Here is a 21819-nt window from a genome sequence, read left to right as displayed (position 1 = left end):
TCACTTTGAATCACACATCCGATCTCTGATGTGGGCATAAACATCCATATTTATTCTGTAAAGGGCCATCCTTAGTTTATTGTTAAAAGTCAAATGCGGCGACAGCTTCTCGGCAATGTCGCAGTAAACTTTATACAGCCTCTTAATCTCTGCTTTAGATTCGTTGTCCTCAAGCACTCGTTTCATGTTGATGATCCTTCTCGTTCCAACACCAAACTTATAGAGTGCAATATCATAATACCCCTTATCCATTAGATAACCGATTACGATAGCAACACCTTCAGCATCAAAAAGATGTTCTCTTGAAAACGGACTTCTTGTGATACTGCTATTGGAAAACACCTGGTTATATACAATCTTGTTGGTATAATAAAACCTTGGCATTTTTTCCATCAGCGCAGGGAACACAAACTGATCCTCGCTCTTTACAACTTCGTTAGGGAACCTGATATTATCCCAAACCTCTCTTTTAAAAAGTTTCCCCCAGGATACGATAAGCACATGGGTTTCACCTGAGTACAATAGCAGTTCGCAGATTTCTCTGTTTGTAAGCAGTCTGTTATTGTATTTGTCCGGAATATCTATTACTTTGTCGAAAGAGCCATCATCATTGCAGCAGGCATAATTGCCGGCAACACAATCAGCGTCGTTTTCTTCCTGGAGCCTTAACAGCGTCTCAAAACTCCCCGCCGGCAAATAATCATCACTGTCAAGGAACATGATGAAATCCCCTTTTGCTTCATCAAGTGCCACATTGCGTGCCACACTTATTCCCTGATTCTTTTGATGGATAACTCTTATGTTTGAGTACTCTTTGGCATACTCATCACAGATAGCCCCGGAACCATCGGTGCTTCCGTCCTCTACAATTATCAGTTCAAAATCAGCATTCTGCGCAAGAACACTGTCTATACATTTCCTTAAATACTGCTCTCTGTTATAAACAGAGAGCAGTACTGAAATCATCTTCTCCCTCATAAGTTTAATCATTCATTTCTGAAATCAATATTCTGAAGGAATGCAACATAACCTCTCTTAGCTTCAAAGAGGTCAGCCTTGCTGATAGCTTCCCAAGGTGCATGCATGTTAAGAACCGCAACTCCGGCATCGATAACATTCATTCCGTAGAGGGCAAGAATGTAAGCGATAGTTCCGCCGCCGCCAACATCAACCTTACCAAGCTCAGCTGTCTGATATACGATCTTGTCCTTCTCGAAGGCTCTTCTGATCTCTGCAATGAATTCAGCATTGGCATCATTTGAGCCTGACTTTCCTCTTGAACCTGTGAACTTGCTAAATACAAGACCCTGTCCAAGGAAAGAAGCATTCTTTTTCTCAAAGCAGGATGCATATGTAGGATCAAAACCTGCATTAACATCAGAAGAAAGCATGCAGGAATTAGCAAGACATCTTCTCAGAGCCAGATCATTGTAGCCTTCCTTTGTAAGATTCATAAGCTCTGCAAGGGCATTTTCGAAGAATCTGCTTCTCATACCTGTTGCACCAACGCTGCCGATCTCTTCCTTGTCAACAAGGATGCAGCAACCTGTTCTCTTAAGATTCTTAGCCTCAAGTAGCGCTCTCATTGAAGGGAATGCGCACACTCTGTCGTCGTGGCCATAGCCAAGGATCATTGATCTGTCAAAGCCTGCATCTCTGCTCTTTCCGGCAGGAACGATCTCAAGCTCAGCTGAAATGAAATCCTCTTCCTCTACACCGTAGAGATCATGAAGGATAGCAAGAATACCACGTCTTACAGCACCTGAAACCTTGCCTGACTCAGCCTTCTCTTCCTTCTCGGCCTTGATGGCGTACTTCTCGCCTGCTGAGAGCTTGGCATCTTCCTTCTCGGCCTTCTCTTTTTCCTTGCTCTCGATAACGAAAGGTCTGTTACCAACGATAAGATCAAGAGCCTCACCTGTGATCACCTCAGATGCCTTTTTGCCCATCTGATCCTGCGCAAGGTGGATAAGAAGGTCTGAAACGAAGAATACAGGATCATCCTCATCCTCACCTACATTGAGTTGTACTGTTGTTCCATCGGTCTTAACAAACACACCGTGGATGGCAAGAGGCATTGCAACATACTGATATTTCTTGATTCCGCCGTAGTAGTGGGTATCAAGATAAGCAAAGCCGCCGTCCTCGTAAAGAGGGTTCTGCTTAACATCAAGTCTTGGAGAATCGATATGTGCTCCAAGAATATTAAGTCCCGCCTCAAGGGGCTCAGATCCCAGCTGGAACATGGCAATTGACTTGTTCATCCAAACTGAATAAACCTTGTCTCCCTTTTTAAGCTTGGTCTTTGAACCAATGAGAGTGTTAAGCTCTCTGTAGCCTGCTGCCTCGATCTCGTTTACGATCTCGTCGATGGCTTCACGCTCTGTCTTGGAGTTGTCCAAGAACTTCTTATAGTCTTCTGCAAATTTGTCACAAGCCTTAAGCTGTGCCTGTGAATATGTTGTCCATACATTTTTTCTGTTCATATATGAAAGCTCCTTTCTGGAAAAAATAGCCATTGCTTCACTTGTAAGCAATGGCTATTATAACATCTGTTTTGTTTCTAATCAAATCAGCTACGGATCTCGATACCCATTGTAAATGAAAGCTTTCTGAGCATCTTGTCAACGTATCCGTTTATAGCATCATCTGTAAGTTCTTCATCCTTGGGAGTGAAGGTAATTGTATATGCCATACTCTTCTTGGTAGGAGGAATAGGAAGTCCTTCGTACACGTCAAAGAGCTTAACATCTGTTACATACTTGCAGGAACCATAGATTGCATCCTCAACCTCTCCGCAGGTAACTGTCTTGTCCATAACAAGCGCAAGGTCACGCTTAACAGTGGCGAACTTTGAAAGTGGCTGGAATGTAGGTGTCTTGCCATACCACTTCTCAAGAAGAGAAAGGTCAATCTCACAGATGTATGCAGGAATTCTCATATCTGTATCATCCTGGATCTCATAGGTGATCTGGCCAAGATATCCAACCTCTTCGCCCTCGCAAAGGATCTTAGCTGCTCTGTAGGGGTGTAAAAATGTCTTTGTGGCCGCCTCATACTTAAAGCTGATATGAAGTGCAGCAGCAACATTTTCTGCCAGTCCCTTTAATGTAAAGATATCCTCGCCATCACCGAAAATACCGATGCAAAGAGTTGCCTTCTCCTCAGGATACTCTGTAAGAGGAAGTGCCTTAGGAACAAATCTGTTACCTACTTCAAAAAGTCTTCCCTCCAGGGTTCCCTTCTTCTGGTTCCTTGCAATAGCATGGATCATCTGAGCTGCAAGAGTTGTTCTCATAAGAGAAAGATCCTCGTTGATAGGATTAAGGATCCTGATGGCAGTCCTTTCTGCAGCGTCCTCAGGGAATCTAAGGAGATCCAAGTCACTGGGTGAGAAGAATGAATAGTGCATGCACTCAAATGCGCCCTGTGAGCAAAGAGCTCTCTTGATCCTAAGCTCTGTCTTCTGCTTCTGATTTCTTCCTCCCATTGTTACACTTGAGCTCTTAAGGAATGTAGGCTGTACATGATCATAGCCATACATACGGATAAGCTCTTCTGCAATATCAGGATAGTTCTCCATATCCTCACGATATGCAGGAATCTTGATAGTAAGCTCATCGCCGTTTATTACAGGCTCGAAATTAAGGTTTGTAAGGATTCTCCTGATCTCATTCTCAGGGACCTCGATACCAAGAACTCCGTTTACCTTCCTGATGGAAGCCTTCATTTCCTTCTTCTCAAGGCTGTTTCCTGTATTAACGTCAACATGAGTCTTGGAAACCTTACCTGCTCCAAGCTGCTCGATAAGGTGAAGAGCTCTTTTCATGGCGATAACTGTTGTGTACTCATAAACACCCTTTGAAAAAGCAGCTGAAGAGTCAGAAGACTGGCCCAGTGCTCTTGAACTCTTACGGATGTTGTCACGCATGAACTTGGCAGCCTCAAAAGTAACTGTAGTTGTTGTATCACGGATCTCTGAATTAAGACCTCCCATGATACCGGCAAGAGCAACGGGCTTCTTGCCATCGCAGATAACAAGGTTATCTGTAGTAAGCTCAAACTCATTCTCATCAAGAGTTGTGATCTTCTCTCCTGCCTTGGCACGTCTTACAACGATCCTGTTATCCTCAAGGAACTTGCCGTCAAAAGCGTGCATGGGCTGACCAAGCTCTCTCATAATATAGTTAGTGATATCAACGATATTGTTGATGGCATTATTGCCAACCATAGCAAGTCTTCTCTTCATCCAGAGAGGGCTCTCGCCAAGCTTTACATCATATACATAGTGTCCGATATATCTTGGGCAGAGATCAGGGTCTTCAACTGTTACGCTGAAGCCTTCGTTCTCCACATCAGTTTCTGTATAGCTAAGATCAATTTCTTTTAATGGCTTGTCAAGAGCAGCCGCAACCTCTCTTGCAAGACCGTAAATGCTCTGACAGTCAGGTCTGTTGGCAGTGATGGAAACATCAAAGATCCACTCATCAAGGCCAAGAAGAGGCTTAACATCTGCGCCAACCTCTGTATCCTCAGGGAATACAAGAAGTCCGTTATAGCCTGCACCGGGATACATGTCCTCAGTTACGCCAAGCTCAACGCCTGAGCAGAGCATACCCTCTGAATCGTAACCGCGAAGCTTGCCCTTCTTGATGGTTGCAACACCTACAACTGTCACATGGTCCTTGGCAGTCTCGATAACTGTAGCTCCTACAAGAGCCAGAGGATACTTGCCACCGGCCTGAACATTATCAGCACCGCAGCATACCTGGAATGTACCGTGCTCACCGGCATTTACTGTACATACATGAAGATGTGTATCGGGAATAGCTTCGCAGGTAAGAACCTCACCAACTACAACCTTGGAAATATCCTTACCCACTTCCCAGCACTCTTCTACTTCGAAACCGCAGTCAAAGAGTTTTTTCTCAAGTTCCTTGGGTTCAATATCTATATCAACAAAATCTTTAAGCCAACTTAAGGGTACTAACATTTTATCTTCCTCCTATTTTAGAAAACCTGAATTATTCGTAGTGATCAATCTGCTTCAAAACATCAAGATCTGACTCGTACAAAAGCTTGATATTGTTGATACCGTATTTAAGCATTGTTGCACGCTCAATACCGATACCAAAAGCAAATCCACTATACTCTTCAGAATCAATTCCGCAGTTCTCTAAAACTTTTTTATTAACTACGCCGGCTCCAAGTACCTCGATCCAGCCTGTACCCTTGCAAAGATTACATCCCTTACCGCCACAGGCAAAACAGCTGCAGTCAACCTCTACAGAAGGCTCTGTGAATGGGAAGTATGAAGGACGAAGTCTTGTGGTTGTTCCCTCTCCAAAGATCTTCTGCGCAAATGTTTCCAGTGCTCCTTTCAGATCACAGAGGTTTACTCCCTTGTCAACCACAAGTCCTTCCATCTGTGAGAACATAGGTGAATGCGTAGCATCATCATCAGAACGGAAAACCTTACCGGGGGATAAGATCTTGATAGGAGGCTTGGAGTTCTCCATAACATGGATCTGTCCTGATGAGGTCTGTGTTCTTAACAGGAACTCAGGGCTAAGATAGAAGGTATCCTGCATATCCCTTGCAGGGTGATCCTTGGGGGTGTTCAAAGCTGTGAAATTGTAATAATCATTCTCAATCTCAGTGCCCTCATAAATCTCAAATCCCATTCCGGCAAAAATGTCGATAAGAGTCTCTCTCATCTGTGTTACCGGATGAAGATTTCCTTCATAGCGCATCTTGGCGGGCATTGTAACATCCTGCTTCTCAGCCTCATATCTAAGCTGAAGCTCTTTTTCCTTCATTTTCTTATCAAGCTCTTCAAAATGCTCAAGGGCCCACTGCTTTAATTCATTTACATTTTTTCCGTACTCAGCACGATCCTCTGCGGGAATATTCTTCATTTCCTTCATAAGAGCACTGATCTTGCCGGCCTTGTTATCCAAGAAAGTCTTTCTCATCTCGTAAACAAGCTTGGAATTATCAAGCTTTTCGGCATTTGCCTTGATTTCTTCACGGATTGCTTCGATTTTTTCACGTAAAGCGTTGTTTTCCAAATTTCCTTCCTCCTATTGATTGGATTTGCGTGTGAAGCATGGCTCTGCTTCACGCGCAAAAAAGTCCCATAGCATTTCTAATAATGCTATGGGACGAATTGTTCCGCGGTACCACCCATGTTCCTGTCATAAATAACAGGCTCTTTGCTATCTGTAACGTAGACAGACGTTCCAAACTACTTTCGAATACTCGGTAATCGTTTCATTTGGACTGCTCCGGTGGGAAATTTCCGTATATGCCATTACCTGCGGAGCTTCCAGCCGATGACTCCGATTCTCTAGAAGGATGACATAACATCTTGGGGTTACCCCCGCACCATCAATGCATTTTCTATATTCGCTTTAAATATTCTATTTTTCTTTATAAAAAAAGTCAACCGTCAACTTAAAAATATACTTATTTTCACCACGGTCTTAGAAGAAACAGATCTCAAGTCCTATGGCAATAAGAATGATTCCGCCTAAAATCTTGGCATTTCCGGCAAGTTTAGTTCCAAATCTGGTTCCAAGTTTAAGGCCCGCAAAGCATATAACAAATGTTACGGCACCAATGATAAGTGATGCTGTAACCGCCATGATCATCGTATACTCAGCAATGGTAAAGCCAACTGAAAGAGCATCTATTGCAGTTGCGACGCCCTGAGTCATCAAGAGCTTGGTTGATATCCTGTCTGAACAGGCACAGTCCTCTTCACCCCCGCACTTTTTGTCCTTAATACCCTCAATCAGCATTTTTCCACCGATAAAGCACAAAAGAATAAGCGCAATCCAGGGAGTAAATGGTTCAAAAGCCTTAAAAAAGCTAAGAGCCTCATGCACCAATCCCCAGCCGATCACCGGCATAAGGAACTGAAATCCCGCATATATTCCGGCAATAAATGCCATCCTTTTCTTATTCATCCTGCTTTCCGCGAATCCGTTTGCCAATGACACGGAAAAAGCATCCATTGCTAGTCCTACGCCAAGCATTATGCTATTTAGAAAAAATTTTGCCAAAGCTGCCATATACTCTCCCAAAAAACTGATGCCGCAATCAAATCACAGCATCAGTCAGTGTTTATTATATAATTCAGAAATTAAGCGAATAAAGAGACAGAAGATCTCCTAACGCCCTGTAATACTTATAATGCATCTGATTCCACTGTGTCTGTTTACCGATGCTTGAAATCATAAGTATACACTCTCTTTTATTTTTGTCAAAAAACTTCACAATGACATAAGACAAAATCCCGGCTTCTCTCAAAAAAGACTTAATGGCACCGGCCTGAACCGGAAGGGAATCTATCCTGTTAACTACAATAAAAGTCTGATCTCCAAGATACTTATTCTTGAAATCACTGTTAAGAAAGCCCAGCAAAAACTGTGCATCCTCAGGATTCTTAATAGCCTCCGTTCCGGATGAATACCTGAATCTGAAGGGCTCACCCACAAGAAGAGTGATTCTTTGAAGATCAAAAGAAAGGGCAAACTCATCCAGAATCCTTTCAGGACTGCTGCCATCTCCGTGAAGGATCTGATCAAACATCCGAACCATCACATCCCCCAGAGAAACATCTCTGTCATTGCGTTTCTTGACAGTGTCTTTCTTAAGACGTATCGCTTCCACAAGACCATGCTTGCATTCATCATATATGATGTAGCGATTCCTGCCCTTATCCTTGGCTATATAAAGGCAATAGTCCGCCACCATAAAGACGTCCTCATAGGTATCTGCGTCCTTGGGATATATGGCTGCTCCCACCGAAATAGAAAGGGGAGTGTTTTCATCAACCCCTTTATCAGGAAAGGCAGCTTCTATCTTTTTCTTCATATTTCGAAGATACCCTCTTAGCGTCTCCTCATCTGAAATATTGTAAAAAACAACCAGGAACTCATCACCGCCAAATCTCCCGACAATTCCGTCACTCCCCACTTCTGCGGAGATGATATCTGCAATCTTTTTGATCACGGAATCGCCGTACTGATGGCCATAGGTGTCATTTACAGTTTTGAAAAAATCTATATCAACGATAGCAAGTGTTGTTCCCGAAAGACACCTTTCATCTATCCTCTCCATTGCTATCCTGGTAATATCTGCCTTATCAACAAGTCCTGTAAGGGAGTCATGTTTTATACTTGCAGCCACCAGCTTACCCTTAGAGCTCCTTAAATGAATATGCCCGACTACGCCTTCCCTTTCCTTGTCAAAGAACACAAAGCCGCCCTCAAGCATGGTTACGTTAAGGGATGTGTCATCATTAAGGAGATTTCCTGTTACCTTAACTCCGAATCTTCCGGTCTTGGATCTTATCTGGGAGACAAAGCTCTTAACAGCACTAATCTGCTTGTCTGAAGCTTGTTTAAGAAGCAGCTCTTCAAAAGCATCAATGGAATAACTACCGGCCTCAAAATAGGCTTCCTGCGCATTAAACACCTCAACCATACCGGTTTGGGGATCATACTCAAAGAAAACGTCCTCATATATGTCCAACTGTGCCCTATAGGATCTGATGGTACGGGACATATCCTGCTGGCTGTCAAGAAGTCCGTCAAGACTTACTATCTTAAGCAAAACAGTATCTTTCGTCTCGCCCTGTTCAGCCTTGATATAAAAATATGCGAATTCATCATCGTAACGAAGCTCAGTAGGGAACCATACACCTTTTTTATCCTTCAAATTTTGAAGAAAAAGATCCCTATACCCTTCGGTCACGCATTGCTCAAAAGGGACAGATCCCACTTCCTTCAGGATCCTGTCCGCCTTGGAGTCACCGGATATCATTGTATGATTTTTTGCATCGATCACGATTTCGTGAGAATTAATCTCCTGCATATCAGCCTCAAATTTCTTGTTAACAGCCCATTATTACTTATTTTATATTATGATGTAAGTGTCAAAAGTATCTTTTGGCACCTATATCATATTATAAAAAAATAAAATTGCCTACAATATAACAATTATGTTTTTTCAGAGTTTATAGTTTTTTTATTTTATTGTCAGACACTCTTTATAGAAGCTAAGTTTCACGATTTATTATATATGTTATATATTATATTTAATCTTGGCATCTGATCAAAAAGGCCTGCATCCGGATCTAAAAGCAAAAATATCAGGGGACAGTAAAAGGCGGGCATCCATTATTCTAATGAATACCCGCCCTTAAATTGAAATTTCCAAGGGTCTTATCCTCATCTTTCCTAGTTGCGATGTCTTGGACAACTATATATTTTAAATCACACCCTTCGCGACTTGTTGGAATCCCTTGGCTAAGGTGAAGCATCGCCGCCGTCGCTGTGGATACCAGTCGCTCCGAAAACCAATGCTCGTCTTCGATGAAGCTTAAGCCATCTCGACTGCGTAGGTTTTATTTGCTATGTGATTGTATATATAATATACCATGTGCACAAAAAGTTGTCAACCTTGTTTTTAAAATTGTGCAAGTTTTCAGTCTATTCAAACAGCTTCCCATTTTTCGCTTGTGCAATTTGCACTGTTTAATGATTTGATTGATACTCGGTCATTTTTAATGTATCATTGTAATGATTAAATACGATAGAAAAGGGGAAAAATATGAGTAACTACGTATTAAGCTGCTGTTCTACCGCCGATCTTGACAATGCTCATTTTCAGCGAAGAGACATCAAATATGTTTGTTTTCATTTTCAGATAGATGGAGCTGATTACCCCGATGATCTGGGTGAATCATTTCCATTTAAGGATTTCTATAAGAAGATGGCCGAAGGCAGTATGACCAAAACTTCTCAGGTAAGTGTCGGTGAATACATCGAATATTTTGAGTCTATGCTCCAGGAAGGTAAGGATATTCTTCATCTCACCCTTTCCTCCGGAATTTCCGGCACCCTTAATTCTGCAATTATCGCAAGAGACCAGCTTAAGGAGAAGTATCCCGATAGGAAGCTCTATGTTGTGGATTCCCTGGCCGCTTCCGCAGGCTATGGATTATTGATGGACAAGCTTGCCGATCTTCGTGACGAGGGAATGAGCATCGACTCCCTCTACGAATGGACCATCGAACACAGACTGGAATGCCAGCACTGGTTCTTCGTTTCAGATCTTAAATACCTTATAAGAGGCGGACGTGTCTCCAAGGTTGCAGGAACAATCGGCAGTGTACTTAATATCTGCCCTCTTATGAACGTTGACTATCAGGGTAAGCTGATTGTAAGATCCAAAATCAGAGGTAAGAGCGCCGTCATGAAGGCTCAGGTTCAGAAGATGGTTGAGAATGCAGCAAACGGCACAGATTACGACGGAGAATGCTTCATTTCCAACTCCGACTGCTATGAAGATGCCCGCAAGGTTGCGGATTTGATCGAGGAACAATTCCCCAAAATGAAGGGCAAGGTCCGCATCTACAGTATCGGTACCACCATCGGAAGCCACACAGGTCCGGGCACAGTAGCACTGTTCTTCTGGGGCAAAAAGCGTGTCGACTGATTAACAGTTTAACTGTAAAAAATAGTAAATAAAAAAGACTCCTGTTTCTGCATTATCGCCGGAAACATGAGTCTTTTTTTTGGTAACTTCATGCCTTATTTGGCAAGAAGAAGCTGATGTGTGCTGTAATTATCGATCAGATCCGTTATTGTCTTGTCGTCTCCGATGACAGTTACCTGAAGTGGTCTGAAAAGATTAAGTGACAACAGACCAACGATAGACTTTCCATCAATAAAACTGTGGCCATCCTGAACATCAATCTCGCAGGAAGACTTGGAGTTCATATTGATGAACTGCCTGATCTGGGTTTTCCCGCCCAGCGAAACCTTTACTTCTTTTCTCATATATCTTTTCCCCTTCTCATAAGTTTGCAGGCTTGCATCTGCGAACAGTGTTTAGTCTACCACTTTGAAAGGGAAATGTGAACAATATAAAAATTAAAAAAGTATAAAATAAAATGTAAGCGGTTTCTTGAAAAACGCAGATAAACACTCTATTCTGTATATTTCCTCTTGATTAATCGTTTCTGAAATTCCGGTTCCGGCATAGGATTATCATATAGGAACCCCTGAACCATATAACAGCCAACTTCATCCAAAAGTCTGGTCTGATCCGGTCTCTCTACACCCTCCGCAATCACGTTGATTCCCAGCTCTTTGGCCATTATTATAATGTTGCGGAGAACTATCTCATCGTTCTTGTTGAGCTCATCATTATTGATGAAAGAACGATCAATTTTAATCTCAGTAACAGGAAAATCACGGAGATTGGACAGGGAGGAATAACCGGTTCCAAAATCATCGATAGCGGTTTCAATTTCCATCTCACGAAGCTTCTTAAGAAAGTTCGTCATAAGAAGTCTCTCATCCTCACTGGCAGTCTCTGTAACCTCAATCTGGATGTATTTTCTTAAAATACCGGCGTCATCAATTATTTTTACAATCTCTCCAGCAAGGTTCTTGTAATTAAGATCCCTTCTGGAGAAGTTGATCGATATAGGCACAGGTGTAATACCATTCTTCTCCCAGTTTTTGACAAATTCACAGGTCTTCTTAAGGACATAGAGATCAAGAGACGCAACCATGCCTTCCTGCTCCAGAATAGGCACAAATTCGGTGGGATACAGTACTACGCCGTTACAGAACCACCTGGCCAGAGACTCAGCGCCAATAAGTTCTCCGGTCCTTGTATTAACCTTGGGCTGCAGATAGATTCTGAACTCGTCATTGGCAAGAGCTTCCTCATATCTGTCCTCGATCTGTTTCTGTCTGTATATTCTCGTGCTCATGGCCTTATTCACAAATACATAGGGCTTGTTGGCCACATTCTTGGCATAGTTGCAGGCCATCATAGCTCTGGAGATGAGTTGTCCTGCCTCCTTGAGGGAATCATCTACGGCATATATTCCGGATACTGCCTCGATCCTTATTTCTTCCTGCCTGCCATTCTTAACGCCAAAAACCTTTACTCCTGAGAGGTATTTGATGAACTGCTTGGTTCTCTCCTTCTTGATAAGGGCGGTAAAATTATCCCCTCCAAAATGGGCAACTATCTCATCAGGTTCACAGAACTCCCGCAGTTTGGCAGCATAACGCTTCATAATCTCATCACCTTCAGACAGGCCGTAACGTCTGCTGATAAGTCCATAGCTCTTAAGATTAAAATAGAAGGAATCGTAGCCCATTATCGCCCTTGATTCAAGAAGACGTGTGGCAAAGGCAATAAAGCCTCCCGAATTGGGAAGACCTGTAAGATATTGAGTAAGAGCACTGTTTCTGACAATGCTTGTGAGCAGATATTTTTCCATGTGAAATGACAGGACATCAAGAATAATGGCAAAGCTCTTGTATTCCTCTTCATTCCAGCTTTTGTCCGGCATAAGATAGATATTGTAAACAACCACCTTCTTATCGGCTATACGGTGCTTAAACAGATATGCCGGTGCCTCATTCTCCGGTGTAGGACCAAAAAGCGGAATAACCGTCTCAGGTTCACCTGCTCTGTCAGAATACTTGGCATCGGAAACCACTGCTATTATGGAGCGCAGAAAATACTCCTTGGAAAGATCTGCCAATGCGCTTGGCGAAATTTCAGGAGTAACCTCTTCTTCCGACAGTATCTGCACAAAGTTCTCAAAGCTTCTTTCAAAAGTCATATTAGCGCCCTTTAGAAAAGTTTTTCAGTACATATCACTATATTATATAAAAGTGTCTATTATTTCAATGATAGGATTTATTTTTTTCAGATAATGAAAAAGCTGCGCTAAAAAGCGCAGCTTCCGGAATTCGTAAAAATTATTTCTTGTTTACAAGATCCTTAAGAGCCTTACCAGCCTTGAACTTAGGTGCTACAGATGCAGGAATCTTGATAGCAGCGCCAGTCTGAGGATTCTTACCTGTTCTAGCAGCTCTCTTTGTTGTCTCGAATGTACCAAAGCCAACAAGCTGAACCTTACCCTTCTTCTTAAGCTCCTTAGTTACTGTCTCTGTGAAAGCGTTGAGTGCTGCAGCAGCATCCTTCTTTGTGAGACCAGCTTCCTTAGCAATTGCATCGATAAGTTCTGTCTTGTTCATTTTTTTCCCTCCAAAAAGAAATATTTTACTACATTGCCCATTCTACCACTATTTTTGACTACAAACAACACAAAAATGGCTAAAATACGCAAAAAATTCGATTTTTTTGGAGAAAAAACGTTGTTTCATCGGGTTTTCAGAGCAATTTCTATCATTTTGGACAGATATGTAAAGTCTGTGATGTCCGGCTGAGGGTATTTTCTTGATAAATCCCGGGTATTATAGAAGGCAATATAACCTTCGTAGGGCATATCCTGCATTTTATAAATAAAGGCATGCTTGATACCGTGCTCCTCAAAAAACTCCCTGGCTTTGGTGGACATATGAAGCTGCGTCTGCGGAACATCCACAACAAAGACACCATTACTGTTGAATTTCTGCTCAAATCCAGACTCCTGAACATATCTTATATCCGATTCAGCTTCCATGATCTTGCTGAGCTTGACGCCATGCAGATCGATGTTCTCAAGCCTCTTATAACCATATACACTCTTTCGTAAATCCTTGTAAAACAAATAGACTTCATCCAGCTCATAGGTTGCGGCAATCTTGGCCATTTCCTCTGATATAGCCTCTCCCATGGTACCAAAGAACCCATCTATAGTTTCAAGAACCAGCTTGGTCTTATCCCTTGGAGAAGCACTGTTAACAGCCTTATTGTCCTCTTCCTTGAGGATACCGTTTACAACGATGCCATGAATCTCGGGAGTATACATAACATATCTGTTTTTGCCCCTGTTCTTGGCTCTGTAGAGCATCCTGTCAGCAAGATTAAACAGATCTGTATAATTATCTACATAGGTCGGGAAATCGGCCGCTCCAATAGATACCGTAATAAGCGGATACCCCTCTTCATCAAAAAAGAGCTTCTCCACCTTCTCCCTGATATTCCTGAGTATAGGACGCAGTTCCTCTTTGCCGTTATCAAGTTCTATGACCAGAAGGATCTCATCGCCGCCTATTCTGCCGGCCTTACCATAGCTTCCAAGTGTATTTCTTATGACTTCACTTACCGCCAGAAGCACCTCATCTCCAAAGGCATGTCCTCTGGTATCATTGACCTGCTTGAAATTATCCACATCAAGAATTGCAAGGCAAATGACTCTATCAGTAACACTGGCACATTTGGCCTTGGCATAATCGGTGATGGCCTTCTTCGTAAGAAGTCCTGTGGCCTCATCAAGGACATTTCTGTCTTCACTCTGAGTTAACACCGAAATATCCTGAAAATCCATAGTTATCTTCATATAACCGTCAGCTTCATCCTTGCTGCACCTGGCAGTAACCCATGTATATTCACCGCTTTTATTTAGCATTCTGAAGCATAGGATATCAGAGGTCTTTTTCTCAAGACGCTCAACTGTTTCATATAGAATATGCTGATCATCCAAAAAGACATTAGACATAAAATCATTGGCCTGTCCATCACTTACAAAATCCAAATATCCGTCATTAGTCTTTATCAGATTAAGATCTGCGTCGGTTACAACCTGCCCTGTACTATAATTGATCATTTTTCTACCTCATGACCCCTGAAAAGTCAGTTGCCGACAGTATCTAATAATATAATAAAATCGAGGAAATTGCCTGTCAAATAAAAAAAGTATAACGCATTATCGATAATTACTATTAAAAAAGCTGCCATCCCCTTTAGGAAATGACAGCCTTCGTCGTTATATTAAGTTTAACACTTCAATCAAAGAATATCCTGGAATCCCGGTCTGTAAAGGTGTCTCGGAATACCATCAACCATGATAGGTCCTACATCGCCCTGGATAAGAGGACGTACATAGGTGATGAACTCCTGTGTAACATAGGTTCCTTCCTTGTTGATCCACTCTCTTGGAACTGTACGCTCATCGTTTGCGATCTTGTGAACGTCCTTAACCTCTGTTCCTGCCTGATAAGGATCATCGGAAAGTCTCTCGATGACAACCATCTTGCCGCTGTCACCTTCGTCTGCAGCCTTCATTGCAGCACCACCAACCTCATAGGCCTCAAGAATATCCACACGTGATGCACAGTGGCTTGCTGCTCTCTGAAGAGTTGAAAGCTCGATGGGACGAGTCTTGCAACCACATTCCTTGGCAACAACTTCGCAGAGATATCTTGCTGTACCTGTGAGCTGCTTATGTCCGAAAGCATCCACATAATCGATGCTGTTTCCAAGCTCGCTGACATATTTGCCGTCCTTGGTTCTGATACCCTCTGAAACAGCAACAACGATAGAAGCCTTGTTCTTGAGAAGTCCCTTGATCTTCTTGACGAAAGCATCCATGTCAAAAGGAAGCTCCGGAAGATAAATTGCGTCAGGTCCGTCACAGTCTTCGCCCTTGGCAAGTGCTGTAGCGCCTGTAAGCCATCCGGCATTTCTTCCCATTACTTCCACAATGATAACCTGGCCGTTGCTTGTCTCAAGTGACCAGCTGTCTCTGATGATCTCTTTTACAGAAGTACCGATATACTTGGCTGCTGAGCCGTAACCCGGTGTATGATCGGTAAGTGCCAGATCGTTATCGATTGTCTTAGGGCAGCCTACAAATCTGATGGCTGATCCGGAAATTATAGCGTAATCGGAAAGTTTCTTGATGGTGTCCATTGAATCATTTCCACCAATGTAGATGAAGCAGTCAATCTCGAGCTTATCCAGAATCTGGAAGATTTTCTCATAGATTTCCTTGCTTTCAAAAATCTCAGGAAGCTTGAATCTGCATGATCCCAAATATGCAGATGGAGTTCTCTTCAAAAGCTCAATGTCAAGTCCTGACTGAATGTGATCAGCAAGGTCAACATATCTGCCTTCCATAAGTCCCTGTACACCATGGATCATTCCGTAAACCTTCTGATATCCACGGTCGATAGCGGTTCTGTAAACACCTGCGAGTGAGGAGTTGATTGCCGCTGTAGGGCCTCCCGACTGTCCAACAATTACATTACGTTTCTTTTTCTGTACCATTGACTCCTGTCCCCTTTCGAAAGTTTCATACCTTTTGATTATAGTCGAAAAAACGTGCCATGTCACTAATCAATTGTCCCCGCCTGTAAGCTCGAATTTCATCACAACAGGGTTGTGATCCGCGAACTCGAATCCTATATCCCTTGTCGTTATTTCATTCACGCTGATATTGGGAGAAACCAGAAATCCATCAATCACATAATACTGAAAATCTTTGGGATCTCTGCTCTGTGCAGTTGTAAGTGCTCTGTCAAGCGATCTGCAACTAGGCGCGTTATCTCCTGTATAAAAAGATGCATACTCCTCGAATTCCGTTGCATCTATGACACCCGGAACCCACAGTCCCTCCAGCTGCGGGTAATCGGAAGTATCCACGGTTGTAAATACCTGGTTAAAGTCTCCGCCTGCAATAACATAATTACCGGCCTCAACTTCCTGTATCAAGAGCTCCTTGAGCATCTTGGTCTGGGCAATCTTGCCCGAGCCGTCATCATAAGCTTCAAGGTGAAAATTGATAAATACCAGTTCCTTATCATTTCCGTCAATTGGACATCTGGCAATCATCAGGCACCTTTTGAGATTGATGGCGCTGACCGGCCATTTGAAGGTGGTAGGAAGCTTGTATCTCTTGGCATCATCAATATGACAGGTAGAAAAAAGCCCAAGCCCGCATTCAACCTTGCCTATAGGCGGAATGGGATATGGAAGAAATGCCACTCTGAAATTGGTGGCATAAGCATTCTGTCCCGAGAGAACGCCTCCGGTACTGTTATCTGCCAGATAATGCAGCTCGTCCACATAATGAGCCCTGGTGGAATTTCTGTCCAGTTCCTGAAGGAACAGAAAGTCCGGAGCCTCTGTAGTTATCTGATTAAGGATACCATTAAGGTTATAATATACCCTGTCCTTAGTCGCGGTATTGACCATCTTACCGCCATCCATGAAGAAGTCGGCATTGTCACCAAGGGCACCGTATCCCACGTTCCAGGTCTCAATAGTATACTCTTTGCCGAGAACAACCTTATCTCCCTTATCACCGGAAAGAGTCAGTTGTTCAATATCTGCCGGTTTGTATTCATCCACCGTCAGATATGCGCCCAGCATGCCGGCAACTATAAGCAGTAAAAGAAGTATCTGTAATACGATCTTCAGAATCTTTTTAACTGTTATCTCCATATGCCCCTCGAAAATGTTTAAAAAAGGCATCCGCAGTATTGCAGATGCCCATAGTAATCCTTATTAAAAATCTTCTTCCTCGAAAGCGATTCTTCTTCCCGCATTCTTGCCAATGCCATAGGCAATGGCAGCGATCACAATAACGCTTACTGCAGCAACGGCGCAACCTACGAAGAGCTTCTTCTTGTCTTCGTCAAAGCCCTCCCAGATATCCATAACCTTGTCTATCTTCTCCTTGGCAAAATCAATTGCTGTTACCACAAAATCTGTCATAGAATAATTACCTCCGTAATTAGCTGACCATGATACTCTATATCATAAAACTTATCATACTATATATTGTACTTCTTTGCTTTGCGTAACTCAAGTTTTTTTAATATATAATCCTTCCAGACAAAATCAAAAATAGCTGCAAAAGGAATAGCCAGCAGGATTCCGATGACTCCGAACAGTCTTCCGCCCAAAATTATGGAAATCAGGATCATAAGAGGCGATACTCCAAGGCTCTCTCCGAAAAGCCTGGGCTTTAAGATATAGCCGTCAATTGTCTGAAGTACGATCGTAAAGATGATAAAAGCCAGTGCATACCAGGGCTTGACCAGAACCAGAATAAAGGCTCCGATGACAGCTCCCACAATGGGACCGAAGGTAGGCGCCAGATTGGTGATACCAACAATAAAGGAAATTACCACCGAATACGGAAGTCCTGCAATGAGCATGAATATCAGGTTGATGATGCCCACGATTATTCCATCAACTATATCAAAGCTGATATATCTGATAAGAATGGCATTACATCTGTCCAGAAGAAGGCACGAATTTTTGTAGGTATCATCCTTCATAAGAAGTGCAAAAAGCCTTGAGACACCGTTTATTATCCTCTCCTTATCAAGTAGCAGATAAATGGCAAGAATGAAGGATATAACCAAATCAAATACACTCTTACCGATATTGGCAGATGTATTAACCACGTTTGACATATTGTGTGAAAAATAGTCTGTAACAGTCGTCAGGAGCTTTTCACTGAAAGTCGCAAGGCCTGTCAGATCAACTCCAAAGAAACTCTGGTTGCCCTTCTGGAATCCCTCAAGAATAGACTGCATTGTTTCCACATAGCCGCCCATATTGTTCGCAAGTGTCATAACGGAATCTGCCAGCTGCGGTATAAGAGCCACGAACAGCAAAGTCACCGCCAATATGATGACGATAATGGTGAAGGCAACGGACAACTTCCAGGCTGTCTTTCTGTTCTTTAATTTCTTAAACACATAATCCCGAAACAGATTGGATACAGGATTGAAAATATAAGCAATAACAACCGCAGTTATTATGGGCTTCAGAAAACTAAAAAACGATCCGACTCCTCCAAAAATATCGGAAAAGTGCGTGATTATCATATAAAAAGCCACTGCAGCGCACAGTGCAAAGGTATTGGCGACCCATCTTTTCTTAAGCCATTTGTCGTTTAGTTTCATTAAGCTACCATCCTCCTTATCATCCAAAATCGTTGTAACGTCTGCGCTTTTTTGCCCGTTTCATGCTCTTTTTCTTAACGTTTTTTCTCACTCTGTTTCTGTGATGATCATCATAGAGTGCCTTCACTCCCGGATGGAAAAAGCGGTTAATAAAGGCGCCTATGAGGAAAATATAAATGCATGTATAAAGCCAGAACATCATAATTGCCGGAGTTGCCAGGCTTCCGTATATCGAATAGCTGTCCGTGTTGTTGACATATACAGAGAACAGCCACGAAAACACATACCATACAATCGCTGAAAATACTGCTCCCGGCAGCTGATATATAAATTTCATCTTAGCACTTGGTATATAAGTATATATTAACGCAAAGGCCAGCGTAGCGATAGCGATGACCAGAATAAATTTAAAATTCACCATAAAAACTACTGGCTTGGATAGCGCAGGATATGCTTTTAGTATAATGCTTTTTATGAGTTTACCAAAGACCATCAGCATAAGCATCAGCAGAACCGTAATGATCATTGCTATGGTATACAGCGTTGCAATGAACCTGAGATAAAAATAATTTCTTCTCTCATCAACATCATATATCACATTGAGTCCCCTTATAAGAGCAAGCATTCCCAATGCTCCCGCCCACAGAGTAACAATGGCTGATATGGAAAAGATTGCCACGGATTTCTCATAGGCTTCACTTATAAGCTTGGTCATTATATCATCCGCAAAATCCGGTGCAATATCAACAACCGCCTCTACCAGATCGGTCTCGGTAACCGTTGTATAGGGAAGTACAGACGAAAGTGTCACAAGAAGAGGTATCAATGAGAGTATTAGAAAAAATGCCGTACTACCGGCATAGGCAGCAATATTCTTTTTTTGCATTCTAACAGCAAAGTCCTTGGACATTGCGATCAGTACTGCCTTAACATTCATAAAACTAACCCCTTACATGGAAAAAGCAGCCACCAGAGATGACTGCTTTTATTTCCAATTTGGTCCCAGAGTGCCGGTTCCTGTTATTTGACTCCTAGCTAACGCCAGGTGGGTTACCGCAACCAATATGCCTGTCTTCCTCTCCCATAGCTGGTCTGCGCATGCGCAGGGCCGAAGGCGTGACATTTATATTGATGATGTAGGAGTCCCGTTTAAAGTAATGTAGGTTCAAATTACACAGGAGGTGTCGGACATCCCAGGAAAACTACTAAGTAGTTTCTAACTCTATTATATCCAAGACGTGGCTTTTTTCAAGGCTCTACCCGCAATTTAACACTATTTTAATAGCAATTTAATTTATGGGTCTGGTGGCCTCCTTAAGCCATTCTCTGACCTCCTGATCCTCGATAAGAGGAAGGAGCTTCTCATACACACGTGCATGATAATCATTGAGGGCCTTCACATTCTCAGGCTTCATATAAGCTGTATCTATGGCCTCAAGATCGATGGGCACATAGGTCAGATGATCAAAGCCGTAGAATTTGCCGTACTCATTCTCGTTTCTTTTAACGACTTCAACGATGTTCTCGATACGGATTCCATGACTTCCCTCAATGTATACACCGGGCTCATCGGATACGATCATTCCGGGCTGTAAAAGAGCTTCCTCCATTCCGGGAGCAAATCTCCATCTGATGTTCTGAGGTCCCTCATGGACATTGAGCATATAGCCGATTCCGTGACCTGTTCCATGGTTGTAGTCTATATCCATATCCCACAGAGGCTGTCTGGCAAAAATATCAACGTTTCTTCCGGTGCAGCCCTCCATGAATCTGGCCCCAGCAAGCTGCAGCATACCTGCAACTGTAGCTGTGTAATGTTTCTTGATCTCCCCGGAAATCTCACCGACAACAATTGTTCTTGTCACATCAGTTGTGCCGCCTGTGTAGGTAGCTCCTGAGTCAACAAGAAGCATTCCCTCTGCCTTAACCTCCGCACAGTTATCCTCAGTAGCCTCATAATGCGCCATAGCGGCATTTGCATTGTAAGCACTGATGGTAGGAAATGACAGTTCAATAAATCCGGGAATCTCCGCTCTCATGCCATCCAGCTTCATTGCAGCTGAATATTCGGTCATGGGAATCTTGCCCACATTTTTCTTGACCCAATAAATGAACTCAGTGAGCTTGGCGCTGTCCTTAAGATATACCTCACGGATATTCTTAAGCTCAGTCTCGTTCTTGATTGCCTTCATCAGCTCGGTGGGGTTCTTCTGGTTCTTAAGCTCAACTCCGGCTTCTTTGGCCTTATTCACAAGAGTCTTGTACGTAAGGAAATTGGTATTTCTCTTGTCATATAGAACATCCCCGAAGAACTTAATATCTGTAAGAAAAGCAGTGAGCTCATGATAGTCCTTAAGCACGATACCCACTCTGTCACAGTATGCCTTAACTTCAGGTGTAACCTCTTTTGCCTGAACAAACAAAACAAATTCGGAATCTGTCACATAGGCATAGGAAAGAGCAACCGGATTGCACTCCACATCATTTCCTCTTAAGTTTGTAAGCCACATGATGTCATCCAGCTTGCTGAGAAGATGTGAAGTTGTGCCATATTCACTCATAGCCTTCCTAAGATCCGCAAGTTTCTCGGCAAAGCTCTTACCGCAGAGTTCGTCAGAAAGAACATACATATCGTGGCAGGGAAGTTCCGGCCTGTCTGTCCATACTTCTTCCGCAAGATCCTTTTCAATCTTAAAGGTAACGTTCTTATGAGACAGCTTTTTCTCCAGCTTCTCACCGATACTGGTGGAAATGACCCTTCCGTCGAAACCGAGGCTCTCGCCGTCCTTCATATTCTTCTCCAGGAATTCCTCTATTGTGGGAACGCCGGGATTCATCATCTTAAAAAGCTCTACCCCTGTACCCTTCATCTGGTTCTCAGCCTGGATGAAGTATCTTCCGTCAGTCCACATACCGGCATGGTCTTTACTCACAACAAGGGTTCCGTTGGAGCCGTCAAAACCGCAGAAGTACTCTCTTACCTTAAAAAAGTCTGCGGAATACTCTGAGTTGTGGAAGTCTGAGGTAGGCATCATGTAATAATCTATGCCGTTTTCCTGCATTTTGGCACGCAGGTTTTTAAGCCTTTCTTTTATAACTGTATTTTCGTAAGACATGTAAATTTTACACT

The 21819-nt window shown here is 42.8% G+C and carries 17 protein-coding genes and 1 other RNA gene; 1 reads left to right on the top strand and 17 read right to left on the bottom strand.

The features are described 5' to 3' along the window. The 6 genes from G588_RS0101980 to G588_RS21165 form a co-directional block, all read right to left on the bottom strand. Complete coding sequence (locus G588_RS0101980) at positions 1-966, bottom strand: glycosyltransferase family 2 protein (protein WP_026668524.1); 966 nt, start codon at positions 964-966, stop codon at positions 1-3. A 20-nt stretch (positions 967-986) separates the two neighbouring features. Then, a complete protein-coding gene (locus G588_RS0101975; RefSeq protein WP_026668523.1) occupies positions 987-2486 on the bottom strand; it encodes an aminopeptidase in 1500 nt (499 codons plus the stop codon). Between the two features lie 86 nt (positions 2487-2572). Beyond that, positions 2573-4993, bottom strand: a complete 2421-nt coding sequence (pheT, locus tag G588_RS0101970) for a phenylalanine--tRNA ligase subunit beta (protein ID WP_022777078.1) — start codon at positions 4991-4993, stop codon at positions 2573-2575. A gap of 31 nt (positions 4994-5024) precedes the next feature. Beyond that, complete coding sequence (gene pheS / locus G588_RS0101965; protein ID WP_022777077.1) at positions 5025-6071, bottom strand: phenylalanine--tRNA ligase subunit alpha; 1047 nt, start codon at positions 6069-6071, stop codon at positions 5025-5027. A 414-nt stretch (positions 6072-6485) separates the two neighbouring features. Then, positions 6486-6971 carry a manganese efflux pump MntP gene (locus G588_RS0101960; protein ID WP_330361396.1) on the bottom strand — a complete coding sequence of 162 codons (486 nt, stop codon included), beginning with the start codon at positions 6969-6971 and terminating at the stop codon, positions 6486-6488. A gap of 169 nt (positions 6972-7140) precedes the next feature. Continuing rightward, positions 7141-8883, bottom strand: a complete 1743-nt coding sequence (locus G588_RS21165; protein WP_022777075.1) for a GGDEF domain-containing protein — start codon at positions 8881-8883, stop codon at positions 7141-7143. A 738-nt stretch (positions 8884-9621) separates the two neighbouring features. On the opposite strand from G588_RS21165, the gene G588_RS0101950 reads away from it, so the two are divergent. Beyond that, positions 9622-10509, top strand: coding sequence for a DegV family protein (locus G588_RS0101950; RefSeq protein ID WP_022777074.1), 888 nt, complete (start codon positions 9622-9624; stop codon positions 10507-10509). Positions 10510-10604: 95 nt separating this feature from the next. On the opposite strand, the gene G588_RS0101945 is transcribed toward G588_RS0101950, so the two are convergent. The 11 genes from G588_RS0101945 to G588_RS0101900 form a co-directional block, all read right to left on the bottom strand. Beyond that, a complete protein-coding gene (locus G588_RS0101945) occupies positions 10605-10853 on the bottom strand; it encodes an HPr family phosphocarrier protein (protein ID WP_022777073.1) in 249 nt (82 codons plus the stop codon). A gap of 149 nt (positions 10854-11002) precedes the next feature. Continuing rightward, entirely contained in the window at positions 11003-12664 is a 1662-nt protein-coding gene (locus G588_RS0101940) for a GGDEF domain-containing phosphodiesterase (RefSeq protein WP_022777072.1), read from the bottom strand. A 139-nt stretch (positions 12665-12803) separates the two neighbouring features. After that, positions 12804-13082, bottom strand: a complete 279-nt coding sequence (locus G588_RS0101935) for an HU family DNA-binding protein (RefSeq protein WP_022777071.1) — start codon at positions 13080-13082, stop codon at positions 12804-12806. A gap of 125 nt (positions 13083-13207) precedes the next feature. Next, positions 13208-14596: a GGDEF domain-containing protein gene (locus tag G588_RS0101930; protein WP_022777070.1), complete on the bottom strand. Its 1389-nt coding sequence runs from the start codon at positions 14594-14596 to the stop codon at positions 13208-13210. 182 nt (positions 14597-14778) lie between these two features. Continuing rightward, complete coding sequence (locus G588_RS0101925) at positions 14779-16038, bottom strand: 6-phosphofructokinase (protein ID WP_022777069.1); 1260 nt, start codon at positions 16036-16038, stop codon at positions 14779-14781. Between the two features lie 69 nt (positions 16039-16107). Next, a complete protein-coding gene (locus G588_RS0101920) occupies positions 16108-17214 on the bottom strand; it encodes an endonuclease/exonuclease/phosphatase family protein (protein WP_022777068.1) in 1107 nt (368 codons plus the stop codon). Between the two features lie 63 nt (positions 17215-17277). Continuing rightward, on the bottom strand, positions 17278-17487 hold the full coding sequence (locus G588_RS0101915) for a hypothetical protein (protein WP_022777067.1): 210 nt from the start codon (positions 17485-17487) through the stop codon (positions 17278-17280). Between the two features lie 59 nt (positions 17488-17546). Next, a complete protein-coding gene (locus G588_RS0101910) occupies positions 17547-18689 on the bottom strand; it encodes an AI-2E family transporter (protein ID WP_022777066.1) in 1143 nt (380 codons plus the stop codon). A gap of 19 nt (positions 18690-18708) precedes the next feature. Continuing rightward, a complete protein-coding gene (locus tag G588_RS18825) occupies positions 18709-19626 on the bottom strand; it encodes a YihY/virulence factor BrkB family protein (protein ID WP_022777065.1) in 918 nt (305 codons plus the stop codon). A 58-nt stretch (positions 19627-19684) separates the two neighbouring features. After that, a non-coding RNA gene (gene ssrS, locus G588_RS21960) (6S RNA) lies at positions 19685-19892 on the bottom strand. An 86-nt stretch (positions 19893-19978) separates the two neighbouring features. Beyond that, positions 19979-21805: an aminopeptidase P family protein gene (locus G588_RS0101900; protein ID WP_022777064.1), complete on the bottom strand. Its 1827-nt coding sequence runs from the start codon at positions 21803-21805 to the stop codon at positions 19979-19981. Positions 21806-21819 lie beyond the last annotated feature (14 nt).

The sequence above is a fragment of the Butyrivibrio sp. AE3009 genome, assembly GCF_000420845.1.
In the GTDB taxonomy this organism is placed as follows: domain Bacteria; phylum Bacillota; class Clostridia; order Lachnospirales; family Lachnospiraceae; genus Butyrivibrio.
Note: the sequence above shows the minus strand (reverse complement) of the source record. Positions and strands in the feature narration are given on the sequence as shown.

Coding starts and splice junctions, on each gene's coding strand:
- G588_RS0101980 (WP_026668524.1), bottom strand. CDS start 966: ATGATTTCAGTACTGCTCTCTGTTTATAACAGAGAGCAGTATTTAAGG.
- G588_RS0101975 (WP_026668523.1), bottom strand. CDS start 2,486: ATGAACAGAAAAAATGTATGGACAACATATTCACAGGCACAGCTTAAG.
- pheT (WP_022777078.1), bottom strand. CDS start 4,993: ATGTTAGTACCCTTAAGTTGGCTTAAAGATTTTGTTGATATAGATATT.
- G588_RS0101960 (WP_330361396.1), bottom strand. CDS start 6,971: ATGAATAAGAAAAGGATGGCATTTATTGCCGGAATATATGCGGGATTT.
- G588_RS21165 (WP_022777075.1), bottom strand. CDS start 8,883: ATGCAGGAGATTAATTCTCACGAAATCGTGATCGATGCAAAAAATCAT.
- G588_RS0101950 (WP_022777074.1), top strand. CDS start 9,622: ATGAGTAACTACGTATTAAGCTGCTGTTCTACCGCCGATCTTGACAAT.
- G588_RS0101945 (WP_022777073.1), bottom strand. CDS start 10,853: ATGAGAAAAGAAGTAAAGGTTTCGCTGGGCGGGAAAACCCAGATCAGG.
- G588_RS0101940 (WP_022777072.1), bottom strand. CDS start 12,664: ATGACTTTTGAAAGAAGCTTTGAGAACTTTGTGCAGATACTGTCGGAA.
- G588_RS0101935 (WP_022777071.1), bottom strand. CDS start 13,082: ATGAACAAGACAGAACTTATCGATGCAATTGCTAAGGAAGCTGGTCTC.
- G588_RS0101930 (WP_022777070.1), bottom strand. CDS start 14,596: ATGATCAATTATAGTACAGGGCAGGTTGTAACCGACGCAGATCTTAAT.
- G588_RS0101925 (WP_022777069.1), bottom strand. CDS start 16,038: ATGGTACAGAAAAAGAAACGTAATGTAATTGTTGGACAGTCGGGAGGC.
- G588_RS0101920 (WP_022777068.1), bottom strand. CDS start 17,214: ATGGAGATAACAGTTAAAAAGATTCTGAAGATCGTATTACAGATACTT.
- G588_RS0101915 (WP_022777067.1), bottom strand. CDS start 17,487: ATGACAGATTTTGTGGTAACAGCAATTGATTTTGCCAAGGAGAAGATA.
- G588_RS0101910 (WP_022777066.1), bottom strand. CDS start 18,689: ATGAAACTAAACGACAAATGGCTTAAGAAAAGATGGGTCGCCAATACC.
- G588_RS18825 (WP_022777065.1), bottom strand. CDS start 19,626: ATGAATGTTAAGGCAGTACTGATCGCAATGTCCAAGGACTTTGCTGTT.
- G588_RS0101900 (WP_022777064.1), bottom strand. CDS start 21,805: ATGTCTTACGAAAATACAGTTATAAAAGAAAGGCTTAAAAACCTGCGT.